The sequence below is a fragment of the Thalassotalea ponticola genome, assembly GCF_041379045.1.
Taxonomy (GTDB): domain Bacteria; phylum Pseudomonadota; class Gammaproteobacteria; order Enterobacterales; family Alteromonadaceae; genus Thalassotalea_A; species Thalassotalea_A ponticola.
Genome location: NZ_CP166871.1, coordinates 1,179,529 through 1,198,166, shown reverse-complemented (window position 1 = coordinate 1,198,166; position 18,638 = coordinate 1,179,529). Strand labels below are relative to the sequence as shown.

Annotated in this window: 17 protein-coding genes and 1 pseudogene; 8 read left to right on the top strand and 10 right to left on the bottom strand. The window is 45.1% G+C overall.

Going from position 1 to position 18,638, the window contains the following annotated elements:
* Positions 1-124 precede the first annotated feature (124 nt).
* The 6 genes and pseudogenes from ACAY30_RS05200 to ACAY30_RS05175 all read left to right on the top strand — a co-directional run.
* Positions 125-547, top strand: a pseudogene (locus tag ACAY30_RS05200) (hypothetical protein); the annotation flags it as partial.
* A 111-nt stretch (positions 548-658) separates the two neighbouring features.
* Positions 659-2,302: a BatD family protein gene (locus ACAY30_RS05195; protein WP_290250504.1), complete on the top strand. Its 1,644-nt coding sequence runs from the start codon at positions 659-661 to the stop codon at positions 2,300-2,302.
* Between the two features lie 282 nt (positions 2,303-2,584).
* Positions 2,585-3,100, top strand: coding sequence for a sigma-70 family RNA polymerase sigma factor (locus ACAY30_RS05190; protein WP_290250505.1), 516 nt, complete (start codon positions 2,585-2,587; stop codon positions 3,098-3,100).
* Positions 3,093-3,827: a DUF3379 family protein gene (locus ACAY30_RS05185; protein ID WP_290250506.1), complete on the top strand. Its 735-nt coding sequence runs from the start codon at positions 3,093-3,095 to the stop codon at positions 3,825-3,827. The genes ACAY30_RS05190 and ACAY30_RS05185 overlap by 8 nt, the downstream gene beginning before the upstream one ends.
* Before the next feature lie 351 nt (positions 3,828-4,178).
* Positions 4,179-5,663 (top strand): sodium/proline symporter PutP, encoded by a 1,485-nt coding sequence (gene putP, locus ACAY30_RS05180; RefSeq protein ID WP_290250507.1) that lies wholly within the window; start codon positions 4,179-4,181, stop codon positions 5,661-5,663.
* Positions 5,664-5,840: 177 nt separating this feature from the next.
* On the top strand, positions 5,841-6,476 hold the full coding sequence (locus ACAY30_RS05175; protein WP_290250508.1) for an EAL and HDOD domain-containing protein: 636 nt from the start codon (positions 5,841-5,843) through the stop codon (positions 6,474-6,476).
* 3 nt (positions 6,477-6,479) lie between these two features.
* Here ACAY30_RS05175 and galE read toward each other — a convergent pair whose 3' ends face one another.
* The 4 genes from galE to ACAY30_RS05155 all read right to left on the bottom strand — a co-directional run bounded on the left by galE (position 6,480) and on the right by ACAY30_RS05155 (position 10,521).
* Positions 6,480-7,490 (bottom strand): UDP-glucose 4-epimerase GalE, encoded by a 1,011-nt coding sequence (gene galE, locus ACAY30_RS05170; protein WP_290250509.1) that lies wholly within the window; start codon positions 7,488-7,490, stop codon positions 6,480-6,482.
* A gap of 192 nt (positions 7,491-7,682) precedes the next feature.
* On the bottom strand, positions 7,683-8,960 hold the full coding sequence (gene wecC, locus ACAY30_RS05165; protein ID WP_290250910.1) for a UDP-N-acetyl-D-mannosamine dehydrogenase: 1,278 nt from the start codon (positions 8,958-8,960) through the stop codon (positions 7,683-7,685).
* An 11-nt stretch (positions 8,961-8,971) separates the two neighbouring features.
* On the bottom strand, positions 8,972-10,114 hold the full coding sequence (wecB, locus tag ACAY30_RS05160) for a non-hydrolyzing UDP-N-acetylglucosamine 2-epimerase (RefSeq protein WP_290250510.1): 1,143 nt from the start codon (positions 10,112-10,114) through the stop codon (positions 8,972-8,974).
* Positions 10,111-10,521, bottom strand: a complete 411-nt coding sequence (locus ACAY30_RS05155; RefSeq protein WP_290250511.1) for a hypothetical protein — start codon at positions 10,519-10,521, stop codon at positions 10,111-10,113. Before ACAY30_RS05155 ends, wecB begins: the two co-directional genes overlap by 4 nt.
* A 409-nt stretch (positions 10,522-10,930) precedes the next feature.
* Here ACAY30_RS05155 and ACAY30_RS05150 point away from each other — a divergent pair, with 409 nt between their 5' ends.
* Entirely contained in the window at positions 10,931-12,412 is a 1,482-nt protein-coding gene (locus ACAY30_RS05150) for a peptide MFS transporter (protein WP_290250512.1), read from the top strand.
* Between the two features lie 597 nt (positions 12,413-13,009).
* On the opposite strand, the gene ACAY30_RS05145 is transcribed toward ACAY30_RS05150, so the two are convergent.
* The 4 genes from ACAY30_RS05145 to ribE are packed head-to-tail and all read right to left on the bottom strand — an operon-like array spanning position 13,010 to position 15,366.
* Positions 13,010-13,483: a phosphatidylglycerophosphatase A gene (locus tag ACAY30_RS05145; RefSeq protein ID WP_290250513.1), complete on the bottom strand. Its 474-nt coding sequence runs from the start codon at positions 13,481-13,483 to the stop codon at positions 13,010-13,012.
* Positions 13,484-13,497: 14 nt separating this feature from the next.
* Positions 13,498-14,457, bottom strand: coding sequence for a thiamine-phosphate kinase (gene thiL, locus ACAY30_RS05140; protein WP_290250514.1), 960 nt, complete (start codon positions 14,455-14,457; stop codon positions 13,498-13,500).
* Positions 14,458-14,472: 15 nt separating this feature from the next.
* Positions 14,473-14,892, bottom strand: coding sequence for a transcription antitermination factor NusB (nusB, locus tag ACAY30_RS05135; protein WP_290250515.1), 420 nt, complete (start codon positions 14,890-14,892; stop codon positions 14,473-14,475).
* 9 nt (positions 14,893-14,901) lie between these two features.
* A complete protein-coding gene (ribE, locus tag ACAY30_RS05130) occupies positions 14,902-15,366 on the bottom strand; it encodes a 6,7-dimethyl-8-ribityllumazine synthase (protein ID WP_290250516.1) in 465 nt (154 codons plus the stop codon).
* Between the two features lie 183 nt (positions 15,367-15,549).
* On the opposite strand from ribE, the gene ACAY30_RS05125 reads away from it, so the two are divergent.
* A complete protein-coding gene (locus ACAY30_RS05125) occupies positions 15,550-15,873 on the top strand; it encodes a DUF6170 family protein (RefSeq protein WP_290250517.1) in 324 nt (107 codons plus the stop codon).
* Positions 15,874-16,148: 275 nt separating this feature from the next.
* Here ACAY30_RS05125 and ACAY30_RS05120 read toward each other — a convergent pair whose 3' ends face one another.
* Both ACAY30_RS05120 and ACAY30_RS05115 read right to left on the bottom strand, forming a co-directional pair.
* Entirely contained in the window at positions 16,149-16,925 is a 777-nt protein-coding gene (locus ACAY30_RS05120; RefSeq protein WP_290250518.1) for a VacJ family lipoprotein, read from the bottom strand.
* Positions 16,926-17,049: 124 nt separating this feature from the next.
* Positions 17,050-18,387, bottom strand: coding sequence for a sigma-54 dependent transcriptional regulator (locus ACAY30_RS05115; RefSeq protein WP_290250519.1), 1,338 nt, complete (start codon positions 18,385-18,387; stop codon positions 17,050-17,052).
* Between the last annotated feature and the right edge of the window lie 251 nt (positions 18,388-18,638).

The window sequence follows — 18,638 nt, the reverse complement described above, 5'->3', positions numbered from 1 at the left end:
ATATCGATGCCGAGCACCGAGATGCAAAAGCCAATAAAGCGTTAGTCGAGTCACTGTTAAAACAACAAAACGAGCAACAACAAGACGGTCAACAGCAAGACGGTCAGCAGCAAGACGGTCAGCAGCAAGACGGTCAGCGGCAAGACGGTCAGCAGCAAGACGGTCAGCAACAAGACGGTCAGCAACAAGACGGTCAACAGCAAGATGGTCAACAGCAAGATGGTCAGCAGCAAGATGGTCAGCAGCAAAACGGTCAGCAGCAAGATGGTCAGCAGCAAGACGGTCAGCAGCAAGGTGGTCAGCAGCAAGATGGTCAGCAGCAAGACGGTCAGCAGCAAGACGGTCAGCAGCAAGACGGTCAGCAGCAAGATGGTCAGCAGCAAGACGGTCAGAAGCAAGACGGTCAACAACAGGACGGTCAACAACAGGACGGTCAGCAGCAAGACGGTCAGCAGCAAGACGGTCAACAACAGGACGGTCAGCAGCAGGACGCCGCCTTATCAGCTCAACAGCGTCAAACAAATTTAGAGCAACAACAAAAATATGAACAGTTACTCAGACGCGTAACGGATGATCCTCAGCAATTATTACGCAACAAGATGCGACTCGAATATCAACAACGTCGCCAACATCGCAGCAGTATTGGAGTAAAAGAACAATGGTAAAACGAGCCCTGCCGTTTATTGCGCTTTTGGTATATTTCTCAAGTCCCCTAGTCAATGCGCTGACCGTTACGGCCAGTGTCGATAAAAATCCAGCGATTGTTGATGAAGCGATCGTATTGAGTGTTATTGCTGATGATTCACTCAGTGCTGATGCCTTTGATGCATCGGTATTGGCTAAGGATTTTATCCTCGGCGGTACATCGGTGAGTAGCCAAACGCGCATGGTGAACTTTAAAACCACGCGCACAACGCAGTGGTCTACGTTATTGGTTCCTCGTCGCGCCGGTATGGTTACTATTCCTGAATTAAACGTCAATGGGGCAAAAACGCAAGCTATCGCCTTACAAGTATTACCGGTAAGTGAGCGCGATGACTCGAGCCAACAAGACATTTTCATTACCGCGGAAGTGTCTAAATCAGAGGTCTACGTTCAACAACAATTTACCCTTACGTTGCGTTTACACCTTGCCACTGAACTGTTGCGCGGTAACTTAGCCGATCCGCAAATGACTGGTGCAGAGGTGATACAAATTGGCGACAACAAAGAAGACATCGATATTATCAACGGCAAGCGCTATCGGATTATCGAAAAAACCTACGCCATAAAGCCACAAAAGTCAGGTGAGCATGTTTTACACTCAACGGTGTTTTCAGGCGAAGTAAGTGTTAACAGTCCTCAGCGACGGGCATTGTTTTCAAGCGCAGCTTTAGGTAAGCCGGTGCGCGTCAAAGGCGAAGAGATCAACATCACGGTAAAACCGGCGCCAAGCGATTTTCAAGGAGAGTGGTTACCCAGTGAATTATTGTTGATTGAAGAACAATGGCCTGAGCAAGAGCAAAGCTACAAAGTTGGTGAGCCTATCACCCGCACAATAAAAATTACCGCCGCCGCGTTAAGTGCCGAGCAGATCCCTGAGCTTGAGTTTAATACGCCAGATGGGATCAAGGTCTACCCTGATCAAGCGCAGACAAAAAGTGGTATTAACAGCGGTCTATTGGTGAGTCAAAAAATTCAAGACTTTGCCTTAGTACCTACCCAAGCTGGAGAGTTTGAATTACCTGCGATTGACTTGCCGTGGTGGAATACCAAACTCAATCGTCAAGAAATCGCCTCGCTGCCGGCCAAGCGCATTGTCGTTGTCGGTCAACCGGTTGCGACAACACCTGTGACCAATGTCGCTGTATCGACCAGCGCCAAAGAGCCAGTCACTGCAGCGTCGAGCATTTGGCAATGGGTATTTTTAAGCCTCTGGTTAATAACCAGTTTTGCTTGGCTTTACTCAGCAAAATTAAAAGGTAAATGGCGTTCTGGCAAAGCCCCATTTACATCACCAGGGACGCAGTACTATTTAAAATTGCTCGCAGCTTGTCGGCAAAATAACGGTATTGAAGTGTTAAAACTGTTGCCAAATTGGGGTAATGAGCTATTTGCCGATCAACACTTTAGCAATGTTGAGCAGCTTAGTCAGTTTTTACAAAACGAACAATTCGAGCAACAAATTATGTTGCTACAACGCTGTTACTACGGTTCGAGCAAACAACCATGGCAAGGCGATGAATTAATCAAATTGATATCTGTCATCAATAAACAGCAAGAAAAAACACAACGCACCGCCTTTGCATTAAATCCCAATTAAATCTGCGGGGTGTCTTTGATCAAAGGGAGAATGCTGTCGCAGCACTGATTATCATCTCTGCTGCGATCGCGAATAAAACCACAGTGGATAGTATATGGCAGTGAATATATCCAATGCCTGCGCTATAGCCACACAGGCATTGAATTGTTGAACATCAATTTTCAGGGCTTGCTGCGGGCAACGCTAATATTAACGCCGTGCCCGCTAAAAATTTAGGCCGTTGATGAATGCAATTCTCTCTACATCAGGTCTGTAACCTAAATACCCGAGCAAGAACGCTTAATGGCCAATAAACAACAACGCTTTGAAGCACTCGTCTACGCCCTGCACAGCGATTTATTTCGCTATGCATTTTGGTTGGTGCACGATAAATCAGTAGCCGAAGACTTAGTTCAAGAAACCTTTCTTCGGGCGTGGCGCAGCCTCGATTCTCTAGCTGATGAGCGCGCTGCAAAGTCGTGGTTAATCACCATTTTGCGACGCGAAAATGCACGCCGCTTTGAGCGCAAACAGCTGCCGATGGGCGAGTATGATGAAACTCAGATTATTGATCAACTCGGTACCAATAACGAACGAAACCAAGAACAACATTGGCTCCAACAGCGCATTGCGAGCCTTGCCATAGAATACCGAGAACCACTGATACTGCAGGTGTTGTGGGGCTATAGTACCACCGAGATATCTGACATTCTCGAGCTCAACAAGAACACGGTGATGACGCGTCTGTTTCGGGCGCGTAAACAACTCAAAGACGCGATTGAACAAAACCAACAAGTTAAGGGGCATCAACATGGATGAAATTAGCATACGCAAGCGCTTGTACGCAGATCCTGTTGGCGTTGATAACGAGGTACAACAGGCGATTGAGGCTAAGCCGAATATCGGTCAACTCGCTCGCGAGCTCAACGCGCTTAATGGCGACATAACCAAAGCACTGCACATCGACACGCCCGACAATCTCGCCCAGCGAATCATTTTGCAGCAGCGCTTGACCAATCACCGCAAGCAACGTCAATCTCGCTGGTATCTCGCCTTGGCCGCTTCAGTGGTGGCTATCATAGGCCTCAGTACCAGCTATGTGTTGTTGCATCACCAATACCGCACGGTCGCCGATTATGCCATTGCCCACGTGTTACACGACGGCCAAGACTTGATTGACCATGCTAAACAGCACGGTAAAGCTTATCCGCTTGCAGACATAAACCGTTTGAGTAAAGCGGTTGGCGTATCGTTTCACACTAACGCCTTGGTCGATGCCAAGCTAGAGTTGGTTGCCGCTGAGGAGTGTTTTTTTGATGGTATGAACTCGATTCACTTAGTCTTTTCTGGCATTTACGCTGACGTAACCGTATTGATTATTGGCCCGAGTGATCACTTAAAGCAAACAGCACAATTTAACTATCGACACAGCAAGGGTGTATCGCGCCAATACGACAATGGCAGAGTAATTATTTTTGCTCATCAAAATGAGCCTCTCGACAAATGGCAACAGGTTATTGATAAGCATATAGAGTGGCTGATTTAACCCAAACAGAGCAACTCACATCAAGCACCGAATGGAAGTGACAATGTAAACTGATATTGCCATTTGTACTGACTCGGTAAGTACATACTAATTGGCTTTAGGGCGTGTTTATCTTTGTTTAATCATTCTACTGAGAGATAAAAAAATCGTTTTAATCAAGGCAAAAATTATGTTGTTTAGTCATCTAAATTCATCAGTTTTAACGCGAGTAAAACGATGTTAGCCTCAGCCCAAAGGGCAATGTAGAAAATACAAACAAAGGTCAACACGCCCTAGTATGAAAAGCACAAAGTTGCTACTATCTGCACACGCTAATAAAATGCCGCAATGCCGGCTTGAAATGATAATTTTATGTCTCTTGAAACCCCAATGATGATAACCTTTATTGGTTACCTTCTAACCACGTTATTTATTGGTTATATAGCCTACAAAGCAACCACAACACTGAGTGATTACATTTTAGGTGGTCGCCAACTCGGCCCCGCTGTTACCGCACTCAGTGTTGGCGCATCGGATATGAGTGGCTGGTTACTGCTTGGCCTTCCAGGTGCCATCTACTTGTCGGGTGTATCCGAAGTGTGGATTGGGGTTGGTTTGGTTATTGGCGCTATTTTAAACTGGCTGTTGGTGGCTCCGCGTCTTCGCACGTTCACTGAATTTGCTAATAACTCCCATACCATACCTGAGTTTTTCGAGAACAGATTTGCCGACAATGCGCATACCCTGCGCTTTGTATCGGCATTAACTATTTTGGTGTTTTTTACCTTTTACGTGTCGTCAGGCTTAGTAGGCGGTGCTATTTTATTTGAGAAAGTATTTGCCTTAGATTATTTAACCGCACTGATAATAGGTGCCGTAGTTATTGTGTCTTATACCTTTTTAGGTGGCTTTTTAGCCGTTAGCTGGACTGACTTTTTCCAAGGTTGTCTGATGTTATTGGCGTTGATCATTTTGCCTATCGTCACCATCAATGAGTTGGGTGGCCTAGAACAAACTAATCAAATATTACTCAATACCAACCCCGATTACGCGCAATTATTTAGTGATTTTAGTTGGCTTGGCTTTTTGTCATTAATGGCGTGGGGCTTAGGGTACTTTGGCCAGCCGCACATTCTGTCTCGGTTTATGGCCATTCGCAGTGTTAACGACATTCCAATGTCGCGAAATATCGCCATGATTTGGATGATTTTATCGCTACTTGGCGCTTTGGCTTTAGGGCTTGTCGGTATTGCCTATTACGCAAACGCGCCATTAGCCAACCCCGAAACGGTATTTATTTTCTTGTCTAAGGCGTTGTTAAACCCGTGGGTTGCCGGAGTTATCATTGCCGCCATTTTATCGGCGATAATGAGTACCATTGACTCGCAATTGCTCGTTTGTTCAAGCGTTATTGTTGAAGATTTTTACAAGCATATCGCCAAACAAAAAGCCTCAGAGAAACAGTTAGTTTGGATATCGCGCTTTGCGCTATTATTCATTGCGGTGGTTGCCATGACACTGGCGCTTGATCCACAAAGCAGTATTCTAGGCTTAGTCAGTTATGCGTGGGCAGGGTTTGGCAGTGCCTTTGGCCCTACGGTTCTGTTGGCTCTGTACTGGCAAAAATACAACCGTTTCGGCGCTATGGCGTCGATCATCTCGGGCGCCGTTGTGGTGTTTATCTGGCCGATGTTAAATGAGGCGTTTGCCGGTATTTTTGCTATTTACGAAATGATCCCGGGCTTTTTAACGGCCGCGGTTATGGGCATATTGGTTAGCCGTGTAACTCAACACAAAGACAAGCAAAGTGAAGTGGTGTTTAACCAACTAATGCAAAATCACATCGCTAATAAATAATCATACTCCCCTATAGGTCGCTCGGCCTATAGGGGTCGTTTTGAGCGTTAACATCTAGCGCATAAGCAAGATGGCAGTGTTGAGCCAAATAAAGGTTAACAGCAGATCACAGCTGTGTTAGCTTAGATAACAAGCGCGTTAAAAAATAACTATTAAAATGGGATAATAACAATACGTATGTCACGCTTTGCTGCTCGACAAGCAATTGTCAACAAAGATCAACAGATCATCGCCTATGAACTCTTATTCCGAGATAGTTTGGTCAACGCCTTTCCCGAGGTCAATGCGTTAGAAGCAACGCAAGCGCTGTTGCAGACAGCTTTGCAAAGCCGGCAAAGCAAAACCTTTACCCAACAAAAGCCTGCGTTTATTAACTTTACTACCGAGCTATTAAAAAGCGACATCGTATTACAGTTTCAACCAAAGCACATTGTGGTTGAAATATTAGAAACTGAAGCACCGACAACCGAACTGCTCGCACTGTGTAAAATGTTGCACAGCAAAGGTTACGTCATCGCCCTTGACGACTTTATTCACCAAAACGACTGGTCTCAGTTTTTCCCCTACATTCAAATAATCAAAGTCGATGTAAAGCAATCGTCTACGCAAGATATTCAGCACCTACTAGAGCAATTAACCGATTATCAGCACATTCAATTGTTGGCGGAAAAGATTGAAAGTGATAGCCAATACCAACAAGCTAAACACTTGGGATTTGACTTATTTCAAGGCTACTTTTTTTCTGAGCCAGAAGTGATTGAATCGAAACCGAACCACCTTGAGGTGGCCGGTCTGCAACTCGAGTTTTCGTAACGGTTATTCAAAACCGTTGGGGTTTTGTGACTGCCAACGCCACGTGTCTCGGATCATGTCGTCAAGATCGCGCTCTGCATGCCAATGTAAGAACTCATTGGCCAAATCGGCATTTGCAAATACGGTGGCAATATCTCCAGGGCGGCGAGGGCTGATCTGATAAGCGATATCCACACCACTCACTTCTTTAAATTTGTTGACGATTTGCAATACCGAGGTACCGTTACCCGTGCCAACATTAATGGCCATACAGCCATTGACTTTAGATAATGCCGCAACCGCTTTTAAGTGAGCTGTTGCTAAGTCGACAACGTGGATGTAATCACGTACACCCGTTCCGTCGATGGTGTCGTAATCATCGCCAAATACGCTCAACTGTGGTAAACGCCCTACCGCGACTTGTGCAACAAAGGGCAATAAGTTATTGGGAATACCGTTTGGATTTTCGCCAATCAAACCTGATACATGCGCACCGATAGGGTTGAAATAGCGCAAGGAAATAATCGACCAATCGGCGTCGCTATTAGCAAGATCAAATAAAATGTGTTCAATCATCAGCTTGGTTTGACCATATGGATTGGTTGCCGAGGTGGGCATGCTCTCAACCAGTGGAGACACATTGTGTTCACCGTATACCGTGGCCGACGAGCTAAAAACAAGCTTTTTAACGTCAAACTGTTTCATCACATCGAGCAATACCAGCGTACCGGTGACATTGTTGTGATAATACTCGAGTGGCATTTGAGTTGATTCACCTACGGCCTTCAAACCAGCAAAGTGAATCACAGTATCAATATCGTATGTTGAGAAAACGTCTTGCATCGCCTGTTTATCGCAGATATCGGCTTTGATAAACACTGGGCGCTTGCCAGTAATTTGCTCCACTCGGTCAAGTGACTTGGTCGATGAATTTGATAGGTTGTCTACCACCACCACATCATCTCCCGCATTTAGTAACTCAACCACAGTATGGCTACCGATGTATCCGGTACCACCCGTTATTAATAAACTCATAAAACACCCTTATTAGTCATAGATAAGCAATGACCTTTACATCTTTATAAAAATTTTTAGACCGCTATGTTTAGCTGGAGGGGCGACAACAGCAATATTCGCTGATTTAGCGCAATTGCGTAACGCCGTTGTTGCTCGGTCTGCTATTGTCTCCTCCCTGAGCAAAAATATCTACTGTTAATGGGCGATTTATCACAGTTTTCCACCGCACCAAATGCCTTTACTGTCAATAAGGCTTTGATCGTCGCGCAAAGTTGGCTGTAGTGTTTTAAATTGTTGGTGATCAACCAGCATCACCAGAACGTCACAGCGTTCAATTGCCTGTTCAAGTGTATCGAGCGCAGCGCCATGGGCGACAAGCTGTTCAGGCAAGGCGTCAATATTAGGCTCGACAATGTGTACTTGGCTTGGATACTTCGATGCCAACATCTGACTGATTTCTAGAGCAGGACTTTCGCGTAAGTCATCAATATTGGCTTTAAAGGCGACACCAAAACAGGCGATTTTAATTTCGCCCACCGTTTTCGCGGTGTGATGTACAATGTCTGAAATCGCCTGTTCAACTTTACTCAATATCCAAAACGGTTTGTCATCGTTAACGTTGCGCGCGGTTTCAATAAGGCGTGCAAGCTCCGGTGTTTTACTAACTATAAACCACGGGTCAACGGCAATACAATGGCCTCCTACCCCCGGTCCCGGTTGTAAAATATTGACTCGAGGATGACGGTTGGCAAGCTCAATCAGTTGCCACACATTAATATCGAGTTGATCGCAGATCACCGATAATTCATTGGCAAAGGCAATGTTCACGTCGCGAAAGCTATTTTCCGTCAGCTTGGCCATTTCGGCCGTACGAGCATTGGTAATAACACACTCCCCTTCAACAAAGGTTTTATACAATTGAACCGCCAATTGCGAACACGCCTCACTCATACCGCCAATTAAGCGATCATTTGACACCAGCTCGCTGATCACATGGCCAGGTAACACCCGTTCGGGACAATAGGCAATGTGAATGTCACTGCGAGTACCATTGGTATCGGGCAGCGCCAAATCTGGTCGAAGATCGGCTAACCACTGGGTCAATTGTTCGGTCGCACCAACCGGTGATGTCGATTCTAGAATAACCAAATCACCTGGTTTTAATACGGCTGAAATCATCTTCGCCGCCGATTCAATATACGACAAATCCGGCTTGTAGCCTTGGGCAAATGGGGTGGGTACGGCAATAATGAACGCATCAGCAGGCTCGGGTACGGTGGTGGCTCGCAACGTGCCACTGGCGACGGTGTCACGCACCATTACCTCGAGGTCAGGCTCGACTATGTGAATCTCACCTCGGTTTACCGTGTTTACCGTGCGCTCGTTTACGTCAACGCCGATAACGTTTATGCCTTTGGATGCAAATACAGCCGCTGTTGGAAGACCAATATAGCCAAGACCTATCATCGAAACGGTGTTAAACATAATGCAATCCCCTATTACTTATTTAAATCTGCAGTGGATGTCAGGTTAGCTAACACCTCAATAATGCGTTCACATGCCTTGCCATCGCCATATGGATTGTGGCTGTAACTCATCGCTTGATAGGCATCAGAACTACTTAACAACTCACTTATTTGTTTATATATTTCACTCGCATCGGTGCCCACCAAGCGCACCGTTCCCGCTTCTATCGCTTCGGGCCTTTCACTGGTGTCACGCATCACTAATACCGGCTTGCCGAGCGATGGCGCTTCTTCTTGAATACCACCAGAGTCGGTTAAAATGAGATAAGACTTACTCATCAAATAAACAAACGGCACATAGTCGACGGGCTCTATCAGGTAAATATTGGGAGAATTGGACAATAACCGATTAACAGGTGCTCTGACATTGGGGTTTAAATGCACAGGATAGACAATATCGAGTTGAGGAAAATCTCGTGCAATGTGCGCCAGTGCCTGGCAAATTCGCTCAAAACCACCACCAAAACTCTCTCTTCGGTGCCCGGTCACTAAAATCATTTTTCGATCCGCATTGAGAAACGCAAATTGCTCACTCAAACCAAGGCTACGGTGCTGATCATCGTTAATTTTGTCCAATACGTAATACAATGCATCAATCACCGTATTACCGGTAATGTGAATGCGTTGATCGGCAATATTTTCCTTGCGTAAATTGGTAGCTGATGTTTGTGTCGGCGCAAAGTGCAGCGAAGCCAGAGCAGCGGTGAGCTTGCGGTTGCCCTCTTCAGGCCACGGCGAGTATACATTTCCGGTACGCAATCCCGCCTCTATATGGGCAACACTGATTTGTTGATAATACGCGGCTAAGCTAGCAGCCAGTGTGGTCGCTGTGTCGCCGTGTACCAAAACAATATCGGGTTTAAACTTTGAAAACACCTGCTCCATACCACAAAGTATTGCGCTGGTCACATCGGTTAAACTTTGCCCTGGCTTCATCACATTGAGATCAAAATCAGCCGTTAACTCAAAAGCCTCGAGTACTTGATCGAGCATTTCACGATGCTGGGCGGTAATACAAAGCTTGTGGTCAAAACGCGAGTCATCGTTTAATGCCAGCGCCAACGGGGCCATTTTTATTGCTTCTGGTCGAGTGCCAAATACGGTCAATACTTTCATATAGGGTATCTTCTTATGACAGGTTGCAATGAGCTAAGAGCTTCGATGGTGGCGAACTTTGTTAGCAGCCGATCATTGCCATTTATTGTGCTCACGGTTTGTTGACGGTTATCAAACGACAACGTGAGACGACTCAACATAGCAATATAGAACACTATCGAAAACGGATGGGGGTTACTCAAATGGTTGTCGATGTTGCTTGGATACAGACGGTTTAACGCGATTGTCGATGACAAGCGCAATTCAACGCTATCTCGATATAGACAGGTGACAAGAGCAAGTATCTGGCTTACACGGCTGACAACGAGGCGAACCCTAGGCTGCGCTATTGCAATAAGGATGGCATGGTGACGCGTTGTTTTACCCGGAACAATTTGGTCGCTGATATAGCGAAAAACATCTATCATATTGTGTCGTTATTGTTGTCTTGAGTTTTTAGTTTATCTACGGCGGCGCAATCGAGTTTGTATTTATCAACCGCTTTTATTTCAGTGTAGTAGAAAAAAATTTTTTTGATCAAACACCAGTGACGAAAAACTAACCGCACCGAGATCAAATCCGTGATCGGCGGCAAAACGTTTTCGCGCAACGCAGTAACAGGCTTGCATTAACCGCGAGACAGTCACCTCAAAATGCTGTAGCACTCAGTCCGAAGAAGCAAAGTGGTTAAATAACCCTCAAGTGCGTACGAACAATAAACAAACATTGCGAACAATTGTTATCAGTTACCGATCTTTTCTTGCAATTAAGGTTTGCACTGGGGTATAACATGGCGGGATTTTAAATTTAACAAGATTGTTAGTTAAGGAAGTTTAAATGTCTAACACGAATACAGGCACTGCATTTGGTCATCCGAAAGGGCTGTTTTTGCTTTTCGGTACCGAAATGTGGGAGCGTATGAGTTACTACGGTATGCGTGGTATCTTTGTTCTTTACCTTGTCGCCTTCGCGTCAAGTTTTGGTTGGGATATGGCCTACTTTGGTATCGACCCTACTGCGGCCGATGCTGAAAATCAATTAAACACCGCGGTACAATCTAAAGCGCTAGGTATTTTAGGTATTTACGCGTTTTGGGTTTACGTAACACCAGTTCTTGGTGGCTGGATGGCTGATAACGTATGGGGTCAGCGAAAATCCATTATCGTCGGTGGTATCTTTATGATGCTAGGTCAGTTTGCCCTAGGTACACCGCACGCCATGATTGAAGGCATGGAGTTGACGTTTTTGTGGATCGGTCTTGTCTTACTGATCATCGGTAACGGTTTCTTCAAGCCAAACATTTCGACCATGGTTGGTGACTTGTACGAAGAAGGTGATAAGCGCCGTGATGCGGCATTTACCATTTTCTACATGGGTATCAACTTAGGCTCTATTTTGGGTTACCTTGTAGTCGGCACCATCGGTGAAAAAATTCACTACCAATACGGTTTCTTAACTGCTGGTGTGGGTATGTTATTAGGTGTCTTGCTACAACTTGCACTATCAAATAAATACCTCGGTAATGTTGGTGTTGAGCCGGCGGCAAAGAAAGCCAACCTAAGTAACGTAAACACAAATGCACCGCTTACCTCTGAAGAGCGTGACCGTGTTAAAGTTGTACTTATCATGTCGTTCTTTACCATTATTTTCTGGTTGGGTTTTGAACAAGCAGCGGGTTCGATGAACTTGTTTGCCAAGTACAAAACCGACTTAGTGTTCTTTGGTTGGGAAATGCCTGCATCATGGTTGCAAACTGTTAACCCGATCTTCGTAATCATCCTAGCGCCAATCTTCGCCGCGATGTGGTTAAAAATGGGTGATGCCGAGCCTAACTCGCCGAGAAAATTTGCTTTGGGTATGTTCTTCCTTGGCCTTGGCTTTGTTTCAATGGTTATGGCAGCATTGCAAATTGGTGATTCAGAAACCGCCAAAGCCAGTGTCATTTGGTTAGTTCTCGCTTACCTTTTCCACACTATGGGTGAGCTGTGCTTGTCGCCAATTGGTTTATCAATGGTGACCAAGTTAGCACCACTGAAGTACACCTCATTACTTATGGGTATGTGGTTCTTCTTCTCGGGTGTTGGTAACTACTTAGCAGCTTGGGTTGGTCAGATGGTTGGTGAAACTGGACCTCTTCAAGCGTTTGCTGGCGTTGCTATTATGGCCTTTGTTGCTGGTATCATCTTGTGGTTGATCAGTGATAAGCTAGTCGATTGGATGCACGGTGCAGAAGACTCATCTGCGCACGACTTGACTGAAAAAATCGAAGAAGAACTGTCTGTTACGGCAACTCGTGACGGCATTAAAGAACAACACTAAAAAATCCGGTTCTTAATCGATAGATAAACAAAACGGAAGCTCTTGCTTCCGTTTTTTATTGAACACATCAGAACAATCAAGCTTATGCGAATTCTGCGGCTGTATGTTTGCTATCAGACTCGCTCCAGATCCCCTCTAATGCAATATTCCTTCTAAGGCAATACGCCCTAGCCTATACGTTGAGTTTGGCAATCGGTAGTCATTAAAGCTCAGACCGCACTGTGTCTGCGAGTTACCTGGCAAATGGTGTTAACGCTGAGCCAGTAAAAAGACATTCATAATATTGCGATGCCACTCCACGTCTGCATATTGGCGCTTTCAGGGTTTCAAATCGCCCTTTGGCTTGCGTGGGTAATAAAAACAACGCTAAGCGTGTGTGCGCGTGTTACAGGCAGTATATGAATAGCCTTAATCATTGTTTTAACTTAATTGACGACAACATTGTTAGAGCTTGATTAACATAACCTTGGCTTATCAATATGTCTTTGCTAAGCCGTTTACGTTCAGCTAACGGGCAAAAAAAAGGCGCTTAACGCGCCACTTTGTTCACAGATGTTCAACCAGATACAGTTATCTTCTCATCGCCTTAACGGTCGTCTAAAAAATCAGATGCATAAGAGCTAGTGCTAAGATGCCTGCGACGATATCATCGAGCATAATACCAAAGCCACCGTCTATTTTTTTGTCGATAACCGATATTGGCCACGGCTTTACAATGTCAAAAATTCGAAAAATTACAAAGCCGACTAACAGCGACTGCCAACTGACTGGTATCGCCGCCATGGTTATAGTGTATCCAACTACTTCGTCCCATACTATGGCACCGTGATCGTGAACTTTGGCATCGGCGGAAGCTTTCGCACATATCCAGACACCGACAATGGCCATGACCACCGTAGCGATAACATAAACATTAACTGACAACTGAGACAGCAGTAGAATAAATGGTAAGGCTGCTAGGGTACCTACCGTGCCAGGCGCTTTTGGCGCGAGTCCAGTGCCAAACCCCAGAGCCAAAAAATGCACAGGATGACGAAGGTTGAATAGCTGACGCGGGTTATTTTGACTCATGAGCACCTACTTGGTTAAGAAAAATGTTGAAAACCATTGCTCGCGACTTCAAACGCTTCACCTTCAAAAAACAAATTAATCTGTTTTGACGGGTTGAGTTGTCCCAGGCAGGTATAGTCAACAGCAGCATGGGTCATTGCTGTTTCAACGGCAACTTTATTGGTGGCCGACACGGTAAAGATGAGTTGATAGTCATCGCCGCTGGTAAGTGCTAGGCGCAATGCTTGCTCTTTACTGACGTTATTGACTAATACGTCAGACAACGGCACATTGTCTAAATCAAGGTTGATACCCAATGCCGATGCTTCACACAAGTGATGTAAGTCAGCCAATAGACCGTCTGATACGTCGATTGCTGCTGTGGCAAACTCGCGTACCATTTGCGCAACCAGTACCTGAGGCTTAGGGAAATCCAATTTGCGTTTTACCGACTCAAAATCCTTCTCTGACAAGTGAATATCACCATTGATGGCTGCCAAAGCCAAGCCGGCATCACCTATTGTATTGGTAACAAACACATAATCGCCATTTTTGGCACCACTGCGATAAAGTACTTTGTCTTTGGCAACCATCCCCTGGGCGGTAATGGTGATACTAAGAGGTCCTTGCGTTGTATCTCCGCCAATTAACTGAACGTTGTAATATTCAGTCAATTCAAAAATACCTTGCGTAAACTCTTGTAGCCAATGTTCGTTGATGGCAGGTAACGTAATGGCGATTGAGATCCAACTGGGAACAGCACCCATGGCAGCTAAATCACTCAGATTCACCGCAACAGCCTTGTGGCCAATTGCCCTCGGCGACGTTTCTTTGGGAAAGTGAACGCCGGCAACAAGTGTATCGGTAGTAATAGCAACATAGCTATCACCACCGTTATCAATAAGTGCGCAATCGTCACCAATCCCCATGACAACGTCTTTGCGAGTCACAGGCTGATCAGTGAAATAACGCCTTATCAGCTCAAACTCTTTCATACGACTGCCAAAACCTTATTCGTTTGGACGAAGCGATGCGACCACTTTGTCTAACACACCGTTGACAAATTTGTGACTGTCATCGGCGGCAAACGCTTTGGCCAACTCAATAGCCTCATTAATAACAACGCGGTAAGGAATGTCTTTGCAATCGCGCAGTTCATAAATACCGACGCGCAGAATGGCTTTCTCAACTTGATCGACTTCTTCTAACGGGCGAGCAACGTGCGGTCTAATTGCATCGTCAAGCTCACCAACATTTGCGGCAACACCGCGAACCAATTTTGAGAAAAAATCAATTTCAAAGCGACGTTTTGCATTATCGGCAATGAAATTTGCTTCAATATCACTGATATCGTTGCCTGTTAATTGCCACGAATAAATTGCTTGAACGGCAATTTCACGCGCCTTTCGTCTAGGAGATGGTTTAGCCAACGTGGTCACCTATATTTGTTCTAAAACATTTACCATTTCAAGAGCACTAAGAGCGGCTTCCGCACCTTTGTTTCCTGCTTTGGTACCTGAACGCTCGATTGCTTGCTCGATTGAGTCAACGGTAATAACACCAAAAGCAACTGGAATATCAAATTCCATGGCAACTTGCGCTAATCCTTTGTTGCATTCGCCCGCAACAAAGTCAAAATGTGGCGTACCGCCACGAATTACAGCACCGATGGCAATAACGGCATCATACTCGCCTTTTTTAGCCAATTTTTTTGCCGCCACTGGTAGCTCATAGGCACCAGGTACACGCACAACGGTGATGTCTTGGTCATTTACGCTACCGTGACGCTTCAAAGCATCGACAGCGCCGTCAAGTAAACTTTCAACAACAAAGCTATTAAAGCGAGAAACAACGATGGCAAATTTTTTACCTTCAGCGACAAAAGTTCCTTCAATTACGTTCATTTTTATTAACCTATGAAAAAAATTGTCGCAATTGTAGCAAAACGCAACCGATTTAGGTACTCAAAAATTGGTAAAAAATGATTAAATTGCGCATCCTTACAACATATTAATCGGCGTTTGATGACTTTGCCTTAGCATCGCCCTTTGCTACAATACTGCCTACGTTAGTTTAGTCGAAACATTATGAAATTCTATTTTTCCAGTAATCAGTTTGAACAATTAAAAGACTTTAATTTCGCCGAAAAGCAACAAATAATCGAGCTTGCCAATCACAAAATGACCGCGCCGACAAAGTTATTGTTAAATATTTTAAAGTTGTTAATTTTGATCCCGCCATTTATGTTGTTAGCACGCGTTGACTCTTGGCTTTTTGTGCTGCCGTTAATTCTGTTGTTAGTGTGTTACTTTGTGATTTTACGACCGCTGTCTTTGATGTTCCTAAGTCAGCACATTGACGAAGCCGTCGCGCAATTTAAACGCCGTCGTTCAACAACTGACAACGACTAAAATCAACATCGCGCAACATTCTCATTCTGGCTCAAATTCTAAGTGGCAAGAACACAGATGTTTAAATCGTTATCACAACGCTGTTGTGTATTGGGTTAATAGCGCTAAAAATTGACGCGATGTGCTATTGACTGGATTGACAGCGGGAAGAGAAGCGAAATGGGTACTAGTGCCTGACTGCGTTAGCGGTCAATCCGCTAACGCAGATGCATGTCAGGTAGCTATTGAGTAACGAATGAGACGTTTAAGCCAGTGTAGCTGCGTTAACAGTCAGCTTATAGCTCTTCGAGTAAGTCGTCTAACTCATCTTCTTTTTCTTCATCGATAACCACGGGCGGATTGCCGTCGTAAAGCTTGTACTGCATATTCTGAAAATACGCTTCCTTGACAAATTCATAAGGATCCAAGGATTCGTTCAGCAATGCCTCTTGATCGGCAAGTTGACTGCGCGCTTCGAGGGAAATCACTATCCAACGCGCCATATTTGGCCAGAAATCGATGATCGCTAAAGGCCAGTAGTATCGGTCAACCGCATCGCCTACTTCATCTCGTACCGAGCTCGGGCCAAGGCCTGGCAGCATTAAAAATGGACCGTCGGGCACTCCGTAGTAACCGAGCACTTCACCAAACTCTTCTTTGTCGCGATACAAGCCGGCGTGCTTTGCCACATCGAACCAACCAAACAAGCCAACGGTTGAATTAAGGACAAAACGCCCCGTGGCGACCCCTGCGCGCTGAAATTTAAATTGTAATGCGTTATTCAAAGCAGTATATGGCTCATTTAAATTATATGCCGTATTGAGCAAGCCACTTCGTATTGGGCTTGGAACATAATTGCTATAGGCTTGAGCTACAGGCTTAACCACATATTTATCGGCATAATCCCAATTGAATACCCAAAAAGCACGGTTAATCGGCTCTAACGGATCGCGAGAGTCTTTATTTTCGGCATCCGTTTGCAGCGGCTCGACACGCTCGGTTGTCGGTGATGCACAGGCTGTTAACAACAACCCTAGAAACACCAAGAACACTATACTACTGTTTGATTTCATTAAATATTATCCTATATACCTACAGCACATAGATATTGTTATCACGATACATCGTCAATGTAATTTGCCAGCCAGACAAGGTTTTAGCGCTTGCTTGTACGCAGGCTTTGCTGAAAAAGGTTAACTATAACAATAACTCGACCCCACTTTCACGCATTTTTGCTAATTTATAGCGCAATGTGCGTTCGCTAATGCCCAGCCGCTTGGCAACTTCTTTGCGCGAACCTTGCTCTGATTTTAGCGCCTGCTGGATCATTTGAAACTCTTGCTGTCGCAACTCGCGCTGTAAATTGTCGGTATCCACTGTTTGGGTATCATCGCTAAGCTGACAAAACTCGTTGTCGTCAATAATGATTTGAGATGCTTCAATGCGGTTCGACTGCTTCAATATCAATGCCCGTTGCATCACGTTATCGAGCTCGCGAACATTACCTGGCCAGTCGTGAAACAATAGCTTTTGCTGACTTTGCTCACTTAAGTAAAGTGAGTGGTTGCCAGCGTGTTTGTGTAAAAACGCCTCGGCCATGGGAATAATGTCGCCTTTGCGTTGTTTTAACGGTAGCCAGGTTAACGGGAAGACATTCAGTCGGTAATAGAGATCTTCTCGAAATTCCCCCGCTACTACCGCTTGTTTTAATTGTCGATTCGACGTCGCTAAAATACGTACGTTAAGTTGGATAGTTTTGCTCGAACCCAGTCGCTCAACTTCCCGCTCTTGAATAACGCGCAACATTTTTGCTTGCAAACTCAAGTCCATTTCGGTTATTTCGTCCAGTAGAATCGTTCCGCCTTGAGCTTGTTCAAACTTACCCGCAGAGGCTGTTACCGCCCCGGTGAAGGCGCCTTTTTGATAACCAAATAAGGTTGCCTCTAACATGCTTTCAGGGATCGCCGCACAATTAATGGCGATAAACGGTTTATCACTGCGTGCTGAATGCTGATGAATGTAACGCGCCAACACTTCTTTTCCCGAGCCACTTGGCCCCAGAATCATAACCGACACATCGCTAAGTGCCACTTTGCGAGCAAGTGCCAATAAGTGCTTGCTATTGGCATCACAGGCAATAGGCCAGGCTGGCTGAGAATTTTCTTGCACGATGTGTTGCTTGATAATTGCGGCCATTCGCGACGATGAAACAGGCGATGTAAGGTAGTCGGTTGCGCCCGCTTTAATTAACGATACCGCGTCATCAACATTTGCATTTTCAGCCAAGGCAAACACTGGGATAGTTGGATTTACCAAGCGCACTTGGCTGATATAGTCAAGATGAGCTTGCCGGTGGGTAAATTGACTAACCACCATAACCACCGACTGCCGTTTAATTTTCACTAATGCGGTTTCGATTGACTGACTGTATTCAAACTGGACTCGCGACGATAGCTCACACTCAACATTCGCGAAAACGCCAGTATGGCGATCAATGTTATTATCGCTGACTATCAAAACCAAATTACTGCTCATACTATTCGTCTATTCTTTGTTTGTGATAATAGCCATGCGTTAATGTTTACCGTATTCAAAGCATGCCGTTAGTCGGTTGCCCGTTAGTGCGCCTTTGTTGGACTAAAGCACTTCAGCCGCGTTGTGATTATATCTAGATATAATGAGGCTTCATCAACTCTTTTACAACTGAGCTCTGCCACCCTTAACCCTATCAAACTGTTCAATAAATACCCATCCCAATTGAACAAAGAAAATACATTTTTCCGATA